The following is a 14,460-nucleotide window of genomic DNA, read 5'->3' as shown; positions in this document are numbered from 1 at the left end:
CAGATGGCTTTTATAAAATGTCAATATACGGATGATTACCTACTTACAATTATCAGATAAAGTTCGGATATTATTAGAATTTTATAAATTTAATTACTGGCATCTTACGATGCCAGTAAAAAATAACAAAAAACTTTAGTAAGTTAATTTTAAAAAGCAAAGAGATTAAATTAAAACATATTTTCAGTTGATAGAAAATTAGTGGAGAGATATAATGAAGCAAATTAAATATTATGACAGAGTGTACATGTTTCGAGTGCGAAAGGTAAATAAACAGAAAAATACAGGGAGATTCGCACCGGAAAATGACAGGATGAAGAGAAAAGCGAAGAGAAGCTAGGTGAAAAAGAAAAGCTAGAATGAGAAATTTGGAAAAAATTAATAAAAATAAGAAGTGTTTAGCAGCAAAAATTATTTGAATTTGCAGTCGCCTTCCGTGAAGGCGTGAGTTGAGAAGGAAGATATTCTGGAGGTAATTCTATGAAAAAGAAGTCGCCTTCCGTGAAGGCGTGAGTTGAGAAAATCAAAATGCATACAATTACGATCGCTCCGGGACGTCGCCTTCCGTGAAGGCGTGAGTTGAGAAGTGTTTCAGCTTCCGCAGGCGGCGTGCGAAAAAGTCGCCTTCCGTGAAGGCGTGAGTTGAGAATACTAGCATTTAGACCCTATAAATGTGCTGTTATAGAACGCCTATAAAGATGTTCCTCCTGCTCATTTGAATATTCTTGGAATATAAGTCTTTAATAGCATAAATACGGACCAAGGAAGCTGTATGAGAAGAAACAGAAGAGTAGAAAGTAAATGCTAAAAGAAAAGATATTATAATAGGAAGAAACACGAGTAAAAAATATTATAAAAAGAAAAAAACAAAAAGTCATGAATTGATTGTTATGCTGGAACATAGGTGTTAAAATCAAATTATATTGTAAGTACGGGGTATATATACAGTAATAAATTTGAGAAGTTTGTGAGCGTTATTTGCGTATACAAAAAGTTTGCATTTCCAAGAAAGAATTGTATAGGTTTGGAGGGATGTCAATGAATACAAGAGCGTATATTCCAATGGATTTTTTGAATGTTCCAGGAACACAGCTTGAGAAACTGCCATGGGAGCATGAACAGATATTGCGGCGGTATCTCAGCATGTCACAGCATATTTGTGAATTGGATGAGTTATATAGTATGATGGTTTTTAACTTGGAAAACATGTTTGAGAAATTCTCTTTACAATTTGACGATCGTATATTCGCTAAGAGAGGAGAAACTGTAGATGTGATTCAGATCAATGCGTTGCTTTGCAATGCCGTCAGCGCAGGGCGGACATTGATAGAATCTATGGAGAAATTTGATGAATTCTATATTTCTAAGGATAAAAGTTTTAAGAAAAACTTCATTTCGAAAGCATATGATCAATATTCGGAGTATAAAATTGTAGACTTTCTGCGAAACTATATGCAGCATGGCCATATACCGATTCATTATGATGAAGAAAAAATTTATTTAGATCTGTCAGAAATTCTGGAGACCACACATCTGAAGATGAATACAAATCTAAAAAGGATGTTACAAAAGGCCAAAAAGGATTTGTTAGAGTATGGAGTAGCAGATACAAGACTTTGCTGTGTCCCGCTTTTTTATAAGTATTTTCTTTTGATTCATAGATTGTATCGGGCATTTTATTCGTATGCTGAGTATACATTGATGCAGATAGGAGAAGAAAAGCGAAAATTATTGCAGGATCATCCAGAATATGTACGGCAAGTGGATGAGATTGCTTTTGCGCCAGTTTATCAGGATGAATTGGGGCAGCTTCATGGAGTAGCGGTAGAGGACGGTTATGAAGAGAAAATTCGGGAAAATATAACGTATGCAGAAGAAAAACTTCAGGAATACATAAAAGGAAATGGACAGATCTGCAGTTTGCAGATTGACTATTGCCTGGAATATCGTATTCCGGAAATGATCCTGATTCATGAGGAGGAGCTGTCGGAAAATCTGGTGTCTTATTGCAAAAAGCATGGACATGAGATTCGGCATGTTTCTTTTTATACGTATTATAAAGATGATATGGATAGCTATACACGCTATAAAATGTTTCCGTATATCCAATTTGAGGAGGGTGTCGAATGGAATGTCCCATATGACAGGGTGACGATTCGGGATTTCCTTCGCACATTTCCAGAGGCAGAGGAAAAAGGAATTCTTGTACAAGCCAACAATATGGGCGGGGATGGAATACAGATCGCGCAGGCGGTTTTGCAGGGATGGAAAACATTTTTATATCACAGTTCCCAGATATTGGACACGCTGGGAATAAACTCCCTGGCTGATGCAATCGACTGGGCATCACGGGTAGTTTTTATTTATCAGAGTATTGGATGGCTGAAGAAGTCATTTGGAAAAAGAATCGAGAAGAAACCGACTATTGAGCAATTGGAAGAATATATCAGGAGAGCAGAACGGTGGGAGCTATCGCAGCTTTCATCTACACTGCATGCAGCGCCGGAATTGTTGAAACTGGTATTGAGCGAAGTGGGATATATCAGCCAAGATGGTGAGTTGTTTGTATATGATGAAGTAATAGCTACGCAAAGAAAAGAGGAAGAACGAAAACGTAAGGCAGAAAAAGAAAATTCGCATGGAACCCAGGTAGACTGCAGGAAAATGAATAAGGTGATAGAAGAGCTTAATGTCACGATTTTGTATTATGCAAGTTTACAGAATGAGAAAAAAGCAGAGGAATGTGGGAAAGAGACGAGGATAGGAAAATGCGTGGAGCAGGTGATCTGCAAGTATAGAGAGTTTCTATGGTGGGACGAAGTGAGAGAAGAGCTGAAGGTGAGAGATCCATTGCCGGAAAAATTTACAGAGGAGATCCAAGGAAAGATTTGCAGAGATGTGAGAGCGTTGGAGGAAGAGCTTTCTGGAAAATGCAGGGAATTAGAAAAGAATGAGAGCTTATGAAAATAGAAGAAATGAACATAAGATTACAAATAAAAAGAATAAAAAAGAAATTCTGTAATTTTTTTAAAATAGTGCATATTCCGCAAGAACTGCGCATCCGTTCCAGAGGAACGGAGCACCATTCCGCTTCAAACTGAGCAAAGCTCAGCAGGTTTATTAGTTACCGTTGTTTACTCTACGATCTCTGCCAGGAAATTCAAGACGATATGCCTTGGATGTCATTCGGCTTAAGCAGGCATCTGCATAGGTGGAATCTCCAGATTGTCCCTGATAAATAAGAGGCGAAATGACCATGTCCTTTTGATGTAGTTCATGCTTTGTCATGTTTATACCAGCCCTGGACGAAGACAGACATTCCTTGTATTTGCGGTCTGCAAAGACAGCATCGTAACGGTACTTGTGAGCAATGGAACAATGATGGATGGCTTTCGGACATCCATTACAGACGTAAGGAGCCTTATCAAGACGGTTACACTGTTCTTTAACGAAATCAGGACAGGTTTGGTTACAGGTTGGACAGGAAGTACACTTAATGTTGCAGAGTATGATTTTCCTGCATACATTTGTTTTTCTGCAGTGATATCTATGAATGCAGAAGTTGTGAGCGTTAAGGAAGGATCCTTTATGATACCAATCACTTACACGATGGAGTTTCACTTCCTTCGAAATAGTTGTAGGATCTTTGCATAAGAAGCGGGCGATATCTTTAAAAGTGCTGCCGTTATTCAGGGAACGCTCAATGTATTTACGGTCTTCAAGGGAAAGATGTTTCTGGTTACCATGAATATATTTACTCATAGAGATCTCCTTCTACTGCTGTCAGAAGGTCTTCATGAGCATAGCACGAATATATGAAAGATTAAACTCCACTCATGTAGGAGTAAATTCCACCGCATAAGCGGACGATGGAATTTACTTTTGAAATTTTCAGTGAAAGAATTTAGCTTTTAATCACATGACAACGACAGGGTATGATGCTATAATGAGTTTAAAAATAAGAAACGGGGTGACGTTGTATGATGTATCCATATATGACACTGGCAGATGAAACGGAGATTGTTCATTCACAAATTGTTGAAAAAGATGGAATGAAAAAAGTTATTGTAAACTTTGAACGACCAACAGAAGATGGATTTGATTCGGCAAGGTGTGAATTGCCTGATTACAAATGGACAGAACGCCAAGGATATTCGGATGAAGAAATAGCAATGTTTGAAGAACTCCTGCATAGTAATGCTCATTTGCTATACCGGTATGCGGAGAATGGGGGGATTCAAATTGCCTAAATTGTTTATGGTATGTGGATATACGGTATATTTTTGGTCTAATGAAAATGGAGAACCAATTCATGTTCATATATCAAAAGGTAAGCCTACTCCAAATGCGACTAAAATATGGCTTACAAAGTCAGGTGGATGCATTTTGGCAAGTAATGGAAGTAAAATTTCCAAGAAAGAGCTGAATGAATTGATGGAATTTATATCAGCACAGTTTTTCTTTATTTGTGCAAAATGGAAAGAGGCATTTGTGACGGATGAGATAGGATTCTATTGTTAAGCATATTGTAACTTATAGTACATCGGGGACCGGTCCCAAGGCGGTCAATCCAAAAGAAGATCACTATAATTCTGATACAAAGATAAGATTAAAAGATTTTCCTAATATTCCCATGACCTTAGCAAACGAGACACATGGGGGTATGCCCTATGAAAATGAATAGAAAAAGCGAGTAAAACGGCAGGGGTCTCGAAAAGGAGACGGCTGCCGTTTTACTCGCTTTTTACCAGGGTTTTCCAGCAGTACGATAGTTCCCGTCTACTCAGATTTTCATAGGGTCAGACCCCTAGAGTTGCGTGGACCAAAGGCTCTGGGCGACATCCGGGGCGTGACCTACATATACGGAATGTTCTACCGCTTCGGACTGATTGATGTGCCGTAAACGAGGCAAAGCAGAAGATAGGATCAACTTGCCATTTGAGTTCCCAAATGGTAAAATCAAAATGCACTGGGATATAATATCCTTTGCCTGTTAATGTAGCTTCGGAAAGGGCGTGGAAGAATGGCAGCGACGTTAAAACTTCCGGTTGGTGTCGAAGATTTTAAGGAAATTCGCCAACAAGGTTTTTACTATATTGATAAGACAAGACTGATTGAACAGCTTCTTGATAGCTGGGGAAAGGTAAATCTTTTTACAAGGCCCCGCCGTTTTGGTAAGACCTTAAATATGAGTATGCTCCGAAACTAACGGATAATGAAAAACAAAGATATGGCGCGCTTGTCCGAATGCAGGACGGAAAATACGCAATGGACGAAGATACGCTGGAATCGGCACTTCAGACATTGCAGAACAGATGATGTCATCGACTGGCTTTTGGGATGATGTCACTGTGTAAAAACTACCTCAAAGATCGTTCCACCGGACGGGCTGGACTGAACGGTTATTCTGCCGTCATGTACGCGCACGATTTCATGAACCAGGGCCAGCCCAAGGCCTACTCCGCCAAGCTGGCGGCTTCTGGATTTATCTACGCGGAAGAATGGTTCAAATATGCGTTCTTTTAATTCAGCCGGGATTCCGTTTCCGGTATCTTCTACGGACAGGCAGATGTTTTTTCCCTTCCGGTATGCGGTTACGGTAACCTGTCCGCCGAAATGGTTGTATTTGATTGCATTCTCAACAAGATTGTATACCATCCGGTAAATCAAAATGTCACTTCCGACCATAGTGGTATCGTTACAGTTCCCGATCAGTTTTATCTCCTTTTCCTGGGCAAGCGGTTCCAGATCCACCAGTACTTCATCGACAAGGGCGTCAACGGCAATGGTTTCATCCCTGCTTACTGTTTGAAGCTCACTCATATCGAGCAGTGTCTTGACCATTTTGCTGAGCCGGCCGTTTTGCTCCGTCACCATTTTCAGTGTTTGTAAGGTGTCGGCGTCATTGCCCGGATGCGGGGTGGAATGGTATAAATCGAGCTGTACCTGCATGACAGACAGTGGAGTGCGAAGCTCGTGTGCTGCATTTGCCGTAAACTGTCTCTGGATTTCAAAAGCATCTGCGAGACGTTCCAGCATCTTGTTATACGAAATACGAAGCTGGTTCAGCTCTTTTACTTTGTTTTCTTCAATGCGCGAATCGGCCAGATTCTGTGCCTGCACCTCCTCGATTTTTTCGGAGAACTCACGAATGGGTCTGAGTGCATGGCCACTGATAAAATAGGTAGCGACACCGCCAAGAAGGGCCAATAAAGCGGAAAGGATCAGGCTGTTTCTTTTGTAGTCTGCTTTATTGTTGTACACCTGAACAGAGAAATCTCTGGCAAATTCATCCCACTTGTCCTCCGGAATGCTGATATAGATTTGATCGGAACCGTCTGTGGCACCGTCCCCGTCCTGATCTTCGGCATCATCGCCCCGGGCATCTACGGTCTCCTGCAGGGAATCGATATAATAAATTCCGTTTTTATAGACAAGCAGGGTCAGACATCCACAGATGACCGCAATATACAGGGTAATGATACAGGTAAGTCTCCACTGCAGTGATATTTTTTTCATCGGTCGGACTCCTCTCGTATTTGATATCCTTCGCCTACTTTATTCAAAATCGGATCGTATCCAAGTACCGCCCTGAGCTTTCGCCGAAGCGAAGACATATGTACGCGGATGGATCCGCTGAAGCTGTCCACGGAGGCATCCCAGACATGCTCGATCAATTCTTCCTGGCTTACCGGTCTGCCAAGGTGGAGAAGCAGATATTCCAAAATTCCGTTTTCTTTTCTTGTCAGGGAAACCAGGGTTCCGTTGGCATAGGCCTCTCGTTTGATGGTATCGAATTTGATCCCGCCACTTTCCAGACAGACATCCTTCTGCACAAATTTTCTTCTTGTCAGACTGCGGATCCGCGCTTCCAGCTCCTGCAGATGGAACGGCTTTTCCATATAATCATTTGCCCCAGCATCGAGTCCTTCTACTTTGTCTGCAATCTGTCCTCTTGCAGATAAGATCAGCACCTTCGTTTCTTCGTTTTCCTTCCGGAGCTCTTTTAGAAGATCCATTCCGTCCATGCCGGGCAGATTGAGATCCAGGACAATCAGATCATAATTTTCTGCCAGGATGCATTCCAGAGCCTCCGCCCCATCATAGCAGGTATCTACCTCGTACCCGGCGGCGTACAGACTTCTGGCAACTGTGTCACACATTTGTTTCTCATCTTCCACGATTAATAATCTCAAAATTTTTTTCACCTGCCCATTTCTTAACAATGATTTTACAACAGCTATTGTATAATATCAGAGTCAGCTGGTCAATCAATAAAATCAAAGGAGCAACCACATTTTGAAATGCAGAAAAATATCTCAAATTGTTCTAGTTATCACAGGCATAGCGATGATGGGCTATGGCGCCGTCAGAGGGGAAGCGGCTGCTGTGCTTGGGAAAGCAATTAAATTATGTCTGGAGTGTGTCGGAATTGGATAAGAAAAAGAAGTTACGATCAAAGAAAATAGCCGGAATACGCGGGTGGATCCAGGCAGCGGCCACACTGCTTACCAATCCTCATATCCCCAATTTTTTTCAGGGCAAAATATATCAGGGCAAAGCGAAAACGGTATGCGTACCGGGACTAAACTGTTATTCCTGTCCTGCTGCGACGGGAGCGTGCCCCATCGGAGCCTTTCAGGCGGTTGTCGGATCATCCAAATTTAAGTTTTCCTACTACATAACCGGGTTCCTGATTTTACTCGGCGTGACACTGGGAAGATTCATCTGTGGTTTTTTGTGTCCGTTTGGATGGTTTCAGGATTTGCTTCACAAAATCCCCGGAAAGAAATTCTCTACGGCCAGACTGAAGCCGCTGCGGTATCTGAAATATATCATCCTTGTTGTTTTTGTGATTCTTCTGCCGATGTTTGCAACGAATTCGATCGGGATGGGAGATCCGTTCTTCTGCAAATATATTTGTCCGCAGGGCGTTCTGGAGGGGGCGATCCCGCTTTCCATCGGAAATGCCGCAATCCGGTCTGCACTGGGCAAGCTGTTTTCGTTTAAATTCGGTATTCTGATTACGGTTGTCGTGCTCAGCATCTTGTTTTACAGACCCTTCTGCAAATGGATCTGTCCTCTTGGGGCAATCTATTCCTTATTTAATAAGGTAAGCTTTTTACATATCACGATTGAAAACAGCAAATGTGTCGGATGCAATCAGTGTTCCAGGGCATGTAAAATGGATATCGACGTGTGCCGGACCCCAAATCATCCGGAATGCATCCGATGCGGAGCCTGCATCAAGGCCTGTCCGAAGGATGCGATCCACTATCAGTTTATGGGAAAAACGTGTCAGAAAAAGGACACCGGAGAGAAATCGCGAAGCATCGAAGGATGAAATGACAAGCCAGACTCTGTGAATTTATCGACGGTGGATTAAAACAATACTATTTTTAAAAGGAGCCATAACTTATGAAAACCAAAAGAACTTTTATCCCTGTTTTTACACTCAGCGTAGCATTATTACTTACCGCATGCAACGGAAAAGAGGCTGCAGACACAAAGAAAACGCAGACAACACAGACGGAATCCGGCACAGAAGCTGTTACGGGATCTGTTGCGGAATCCGGAACCGAAACGGCAGGGGCTTCCGGCACAAAGCTGGACGATTTATATCAGCAGGAAAACCAGATTTTTGCAGATCATGCGGATGTATGGAATAAGGTGTTTGGCATGATGAATAAAAGCACGGCTGATCCGAGCGGAAATTATGGGGATTATCTGGCAGACACGGTTGAAGCCAACAAGGACTCTTTTTCAGAGGACGAGCTGAATACACTGACGGATGATATTGCAACGATACGAAAAATCGAGGAACAGATAGCGGAAATGGAAAACGGCAATACAGCATCGGAAGATACCGACGCGAAAAACGATTCCGAAGAGGCATCTCCGTTCCGGGATTTCTCGGGTCAGGATTATGATGGCAATACAGTTGACGAAAGTCTGTTTTCCAAAAATGCGGTAACGGTCGTGAATTTCTGGTTTACCGGCTGCAAGCCTTGTGTTGCTGAGTTATCCAAGCTGAACGAATTAAACGATGCAATCAAATCCATGGGAGGCGAGGTTGTAGGCATCAACACAGAAACCTTCGACGGAAATCAGGATGCGATCAAAGAAGCAGCAGCGGTTCTCGAAAGCCAGGGTGCGAAATACCGCAATCTTTCCATTGATTCTGCTTCCGCGGCAGGAAAGTATGCTTCCGATATTATGGCATTTCCTACCACAATCTTGGTCGATCGAAATGGAAATATTGTGGGAGAGCCGATGCTCGGCGGAATCGACAATCAGGAGAATTATGATACGCTGATGAAACAGATCCAGTCCGTGATTGATGCAGACAGCGCGAAGTAAGACGAGAGCTGCGGCGTTTTTTGGGAGAGAAAATGGGAGTGCGAAAAAACAAAGTTACGTTTTTTCGCACTCCTTTTCATAACAAGATTTTAAAAAAATACATTTACGAAACGATGTACTGTGCTGTACCTGTCCCGAAAAGCTGCGCGGTGCTTAGAACAAGAGCTGAGGTCACACGGCGATTCCCCACATATATGCACACGTTTTCGGAACCACCAGTAATCCGACCTTTGGTTTTGATAGCAGCCATTTGACAAACAACAGCCGGGTTCCTGCTCTGCGAAAGGGCAGAAAATAAGGAAAACTTTGCGCAATTAAAAGGAGCATACCGCATCAGCGATATGCTCCTTTTGGACTACCTGGGTAAATATTATTCACAAAGTTTGGAGAAAGCGTCAGCTACGAACTGAACTTTTGTTCCAACGATAACCTGTACAGAGGTTTTGCCAGGTTTGATCACGCCTGCCACGCCGGCAGATTTGATTACCTTGTCGTTTACGGCAGTGATATCTTTCACTTCCAGTCGCAGTCTTGTAACGCAGTTATCAATGCTTGTGATGTTTTCTTTTCCGCCGCAGCCTTCCAGAATTTTAGCTGCGATTGCGGTATAGTTATCACTTGCCAGTTCTACTTTTTTCTCTGCTTCGAGATCGTCATCTTCGCGTCCAGGAGTCTTCAGATCCCATTTCTTGATAGCAAACAGGAATACGAAGTAGAATACGAGGAATGCTGCGATTCCAAGCGGAATGATCAGCCATATTTTCTGTGCTGCGGGCAGTGAGGATGAGAACAGGAGGTCCATAGCACCGGCGGAGAAGCTGAATCCTGCACGGAAGCCGAGAGCAACTGTGATCATAGTAAAGATACCGTACAGTAATGCATAGATTACGTACAGAGCAGGAGCAAGGAACATAAATCCGAACTCAAAAGGTTCTGTAACGCCACAGATGAATGCGCAGACTGCAGCAGAAGCTACCAGACCGATCGCAGCTTTTTTCTTTGCAGGTTTTGCACATCTTACCATAGCAAGTGCAGCACCAGGAATACCGAACATCATACATGGGAAGAATCCGGACATGTACATACCAAGGCTCCAGGTTACATCAGCAGATGTTTCACCAGCCCAGAAGTGCTTCAAGTCACCAAGACCGATCGTGTCAAACCAGAATACATTGTTCAGAGCGTGATGTAATCCGGTCGGGATCAGCAGACGGTTCAGGAATGCATAGATACCGGCACCGACAACATCAAGGCTGACAATAGATTTACCGATTGCTACCAGAGCACCGAACAGTAATGGCCATACCAGTAACAGAACAGCAGATACAACGATAGAAACAACACCGGAAACAATTGCTACACAGCGTTTGCCGCTGAAGAAGGATAACCAGTCCGGAAGCTTGGTGTCTTTGAAACGGTTATAGCAGGCAGATCCGATGATACCGGCCAGGATACCGATGAACGGGTTTTCGATCTTGTCAAAGGCCAGCGTCTTTGTAGCACTCTCAGCGATGGACGGGATGATAGTTGTAACAACTCCGGTAGAAAGAAGTGTTGTGATCATCAGCCAGGATGCCAGAGCTGCGATTCCGCCGGTACCGTCATTCTTTTCTGACATACCGACACCAACGCCGATTGCAAAGAGGATTGCCATGTTGTCGATCAGAGCTGCTCCTGCTTTTACGAGAAACAGACCGATCAGGTTTACTACGCCCGAGATCTCGCCGCCCTGCATCGTTGCCGGACACAGCCGGTATCCGATACCCATCAGGATACCGCAGATCGGCAGTACTGCTACAGGAAGCATGAGGGCTTTCCCTAGTTTCTGAAGAAATTTCATATATTTCTCCCTCCTTAAAAGATAATTTATATAACTGGATACCTCCAATTAGATACGTGAATTTACCGAATCCATCCAATATACTTACAAAAGCAAGTGCAGAAAAGACATTGAGAGTGCATTTCACAAAAGCAAGTGAGAAAAGACTTCAAGCGTACATTTCATAAAAGAAGAGGATGAAGATTCATCTGACGAAAGATCAAAAAAAGATCAGGAAATACTGAGAACGGCTTCGTCTAAGGAAACTTCGCCCTCTTTTTTCAAGCTGATTTTCTCGTAATCATCGGTATTGCAAATCAGTACCGGAGTGACTGTGTTCAATCCGGCTCCGGTGATCTTGTCCAGATCGACATCCATCAGAAGATCTCCTTTTTTGACCTGATCGCCGGCTGCAACGTGTGCGGTAAACGGTGCGCCCTTTAGTGTAACCGTATCCAGGCCGATGTGGATCAGGATTTCGGTTCCGGAGCTGCTTGTGAGCGTGATGGCATGAAGAGTATCAAATACCATGGCTATTTCACCGTCTGTCGGTGCATAAATTTTTCCCTCAGACGGAATCACTGCAAATCCGTCCCCCAGGATTTTTTCGGAAAAGGTAGGATCCGGGACTTCGGAAAGCGGAACTACTTTTCCTTTGCAAGGTGCGTAAAGAACATTTTCTTTGTTCTTTCCTTTTAGAAAATGAAACATAAAATTGCTATCTCCTTTCGAAAATAAGGTGCGATGTTTTTTCGGGATAGGGATCCGAGTTCATCTGTAATTACGTTGAGTGATTTTTTGTGAAAAAATTTGGTATTTTACCCTTTGATCCGTTCTGTTTGACGTAAAAAGTCAACAAAATGCCATTGGGAAAGGAAACAGAGTATTTATTAAAAACAAAATTGCATAATTCTGCACGAACTTCTCAATAGATTATATACACAATAACTGATACGTAAGGATTTGTAAATACTTTTTTTGATATTTATGACAAAAGAATCTACTTTCAAAAGGAGAAAAATCGGTAGTTTAACCAACTAATGCGTTACTGCGATAAAAGAAGAATATACACACATTGGGGTCAGACCCCATTACTGTTGTGGGAAACTTTTGGGCGGTTCCTGTTTTTGGGCTTGAAATTCGAAAAATCTTTATACAATCTTAATGCCATGGAAAAGGTATTTATACGTTTTTAAAACGGAAGTCTCTAAAATAAGGAGGAATCAAAAAGAAGGAGTAAAAAGAGAAATGTGGAGTATAAAACTGCGATACAGGAAACAATGGTCGTCGTTTGAAATTATCATTCTTGGATTTGCGGGGGTAATTCTGGCAGGAGCACTGCTTTTGATGCTTCCTGTGGCTTCGCGGGAAGGAAATGTAACGCCATTTACAGAAACACTGTTTACTGCAACATCAGCCGCCTGTGTGACAGGACTGGCAGTCAGAGATACAGGAAGCTACTGGTCCGTCTTTGGACAGAGCGTGATTTTGCTGCTCATTCAGATCGGTGGTCTTGGTGTGGTTACGATCGCTGTTTCGATTGCGATGCTTTCTGGGAGAAAAATTTCCCTGATGCAGCGAAGCACGATGCAGGATGCGATTTCTGCCCCGAAGGTGGGCGGAATTGTGCGCCTGACGCGTTTTATCCTCAAAGGAACCTTTGGAATTGAACTGTTGGGGGCGTTGTTTCTTCTGCCTGTTTTTTTACGGGATTACGGCGGAAAAGGAATCTGGATGGCGTTGTTTCATTCTGTATCCGCATTCTGCAATGCAGGATTTGATCTTCTTGGAAAAACGGATCATCTGTATCCGTCCCTGACTTCTTATGTGGGAAATCCACTGGTTAATCTTACGATTATGGGGCTGATTGTAATAGGTGGAATCGGATTTCTGACCTGGGATGATATCTATACAAAAAAATACCATTTTCGTCAGTACTGCATGCAAAGCAAGGTGATCCTGCTTACAAGTCTGTTTCTGATTTTTGTTCCGGCGGCTTTCTTTTTCTTCCGGGATTTCGCCGGAATGCCGGTCAAGGAGCGGACGCTCTGCGCATTGTTTCAGTCCGTGACAACAAGAACGGCCGGATTTAATACAGCAGATCTTTCCGGGATGACAGGTGCCTCCCAGGCGATCATGATTGTTCTGATGATGATTGGCGGAGCACCGGGATCAACGGCTGGCGGAATGAAAATTACCACATTTGCCGTGCTGACAGCTAATGCGTCTGCTACGTTCCGTCAGAGAGAGGACACACAGATGTTTGGACGCAGGGTGGGCCAGGAGGTATTAAAAAATGCATCTACGATTCTGATGATGTATCTTTTTCTGGTGCTGATGGGAGGAATGGTGATCAGTGTGGCAGAAAATCTGCCGATTTCTGAGTGTCTGTTTGAGACAGCATCTGCTGTTGGAACGGTTGGCCTGACGCTTGGAATTACGCCGCAGCTCGGTGTTCTTTCGAAAGGAATTCTGATCGCACTGATGTTTCTTGGAAGGGTTGGCGGTCTGACGCTTGTTTATGCTGCGATGCCGGGGAGAAAGAGCGCACATGCAAAAATGCCGCTGGAAAAAATAAATGTAGGATAAGAAGAGAGGAAGAGATGAGATGAAAAATATTTTACTGATTGGAGTAGGAAGATTTGGGAGACATATTGCCATGCATCTGAATCAGCTTGGACATCAGGTGATGGCGGTAGACCGAAATGAGGAACGGATCGATGCCGTGATGCCGTATGTGACAAATGCACAGATCGGTGACAGTGTCAATGCAGACTTTCTGCGATCCCTTGGTGTGGGAAATTATGATGTCTGTATTGTGACGATCGGAAGCAGCTTTCAGGATTCGCTGGAAACCGCATGTCTTTTGAAGGAGCTGGGCGCAAAATGGGTCGTGTCCCGGGCAGAACGGGATGTACAGGAAAAATTCCTGTTGCGGAACGGAGCGGATCAGGTTGTTTATCCGGAAAAACAGATGGCAAAATGGACAGCGATTCGTTACAGCTCGGATCATGTGTTTGACTATATTGAAATTGACAGTCAGTATGCGATTTTTGAGGTTGAAATCCCGGAGAACTGGATTGGAAAAAATGTCGGCCAGCTGGATATCCGGAAAAAATACGGTATTAATATTCTGGCAACAAGAAAATATGGAAAAACAGATGTTGCGGTGTCTCCGGAGACAGTTCTGGATGGCGATGCTACCATATTGGTTCTTGGTGAATATAAAGCGATCCAGAAATGTTTTCGAATCTGAAAGAGAGGTGATTTCTGTGTTAAGT

12 protein-coding genes and 2 pseudogenes are annotated in these 14,460 nt (G+C 43.1%); 9 read left to right on the top strand and 5 right to left on the bottom strand.

Features of this window, described 5'->3' with window-relative positions; all coding sequences use genetic code 11:
* The first annotated feature begins 1,038 nt into the window (after positions 1-1,038).
* Positions 1,039-2,964: a hypothetical protein gene (locus DWY63_RS18115; protein ID WP_199607182.1), complete on the top strand. Its 1,926-nt coding sequence runs from the start codon at positions 1,039-1,041 to the stop codon at positions 2,962-2,964.
* A 258-nt stretch (positions 2,965-3,222) separates the two neighbouring features.
* On the opposite strand, the pseudogene DWY63_RS05180 reads toward DWY63_RS18115, so the two are convergent.
* Positions 3,223-3,762: pseudogene (locus DWY63_RS05180) on the bottom strand (helix-turn-helix domain-containing protein); the annotation flags it as partial.
* Between the two features lie 233 nt (positions 3,763-3,995).
* Between DWY63_RS05180 and DWY63_RS05175 the strand changes: the two are divergent.
* The 3 genes and pseudogenes from DWY63_RS05175 to DWY63_RS05165 all read left to right on the top strand — a co-directional run.
* On the top strand, positions 3,996-4,250 hold the full coding sequence (locus DWY63_RS05175) for a hypothetical protein (RefSeq protein WP_330415425.1): 255 nt from the start codon (positions 3,996-3,998) through the stop codon (positions 4,248-4,250).
* The gene (locus tag DWY63_RS05170) at positions 4,243-4,521 is read left to right on the top strand and encodes a DUF4160 domain-containing protein (protein WP_055227426.1); all 279 of its coding nucleotides are present in this window, start codon (positions 4,243-4,245) and stop codon (positions 4,519-4,521) included. Before DWY63_RS05175 ends, DWY63_RS05170 begins: the two co-directional genes overlap by 8 nt.
* A 502-nt stretch (positions 4,522-5,023) precedes the next feature.
* Positions 5,024-5,206, top strand: a pseudogene (locus DWY63_RS05165) (AAA family ATPase); the annotation flags it as partial.
* A gap of 140 nt (positions 5,207-5,346) precedes the next feature.
* Here DWY63_RS05165 and DWY63_RS05160 read toward each other — a convergent pair.
* Both DWY63_RS05160 and DWY63_RS05155 read right to left on the bottom strand, forming a co-directional pair.
* Positions 5,347-6,519 (bottom strand): sensor histidine kinase, encoded by a 1,173-nt coding sequence (locus tag DWY63_RS05160; protein ID WP_117801516.1) that lies wholly within the window; start codon positions 6,517-6,519, stop codon positions 5,347-5,349.
* Positions 6,516-7,163 (bottom strand): response regulator transcription factor, encoded by a 648-nt coding sequence (locus DWY63_RS05155; RefSeq protein ID WP_022461282.1) that lies wholly within the window; start codon positions 7,161-7,163, stop codon positions 6,516-6,518. The genes DWY63_RS05160 and DWY63_RS05155 overlap by 4 nt, the downstream gene beginning before the upstream one ends.
* Before the next feature lie 133 nt (positions 7,164-7,296).
* Here DWY63_RS05155 and DWY63_RS18850 point away from each other — a divergent pair, with 133 nt between their 5' ends.
* From DWY63_RS18850 to DWY63_RS05140, 3 genes are all read left to right on the top strand, one after another.
* Entirely contained in the window at positions 7,297-7,440 is a 144-nt protein-coding gene (locus DWY63_RS18850; protein ID WP_055218540.1) for a CD1871A family CXXC motif-containing protein, read from the top strand.
* Positions 7,433-8,344: a 4Fe-4S binding protein gene (locus tag DWY63_RS05145; protein WP_117801515.1), complete on the top strand. Its 912-nt coding sequence runs from the start codon at positions 7,433-7,435 to the stop codon at positions 8,342-8,344. Before DWY63_RS18850 ends, DWY63_RS05145 begins: the two co-directional genes overlap by 8 nt.
* A gap of 74 nt (positions 8,345-8,418) precedes the next feature.
* Positions 8,419-9,360, top strand: coding sequence for a TlpA disulfide reductase family protein (locus DWY63_RS05140; protein WP_117801514.1), 942 nt, complete (start codon positions 8,419-8,421; stop codon positions 9,358-9,360).
* Between the two features lie 370 nt (positions 9,361-9,730).
* Here DWY63_RS05140 and DWY63_RS05135 read toward each other — a convergent pair whose 3' ends face one another.
* On the bottom strand, positions 9,731-11,200 hold the full coding sequence (locus tag DWY63_RS05135) for a PTS transporter subunit EIIC (protein WP_022461034.1): 1,470 nt from the start codon (positions 11,198-11,200) through the stop codon (positions 9,731-9,733).
* Between the two features lie 210 nt (positions 11,201-11,410).
* Positions 11,411-11,890, bottom strand: a complete 480-nt coding sequence (locus DWY63_RS05130; protein ID WP_055227417.1) for a PTS sugar transporter subunit IIA — start codon at positions 11,888-11,890, stop codon at positions 11,411-11,413.
* A gap of 537 nt (positions 11,891-12,427) precedes the next feature.
* On the opposite strand from DWY63_RS05130, the gene DWY63_RS05125 reads away from it, so the two are divergent.
* Both DWY63_RS05125 and DWY63_RS05120 read left to right on the top strand, forming a co-directional pair.
* Entirely contained in the window at positions 12,428-13,768 is a 1,341-nt protein-coding gene (locus DWY63_RS05125) for a TrkH family potassium uptake protein (protein WP_117801513.1), read from the top strand.
* Between the two features lie 19 nt (positions 13,769-13,787).
* Positions 13,788-14,435, top strand: a complete 648-nt coding sequence (locus DWY63_RS05120; protein ID WP_022462603.1) for a potassium channel family protein — start codon at positions 13,788-13,790, stop codon at positions 14,433-14,435.
* The last annotated feature ends 25 nt before the right edge of the window (positions 14,436-14,460 follow it).

Origin of the sequence: Blautia sp. AF26-2, assembly GCF_003460955.1 — a bacterium.
Lineage (GTDB): Bacteria > Bacillota > Clostridia > Lachnospirales > Lachnospiraceae > Fusicatenibacter > Fusicatenibacter saccharivorans.
This window is presented reverse-complemented; position numbering and strand designations above follow the sequence as displayed.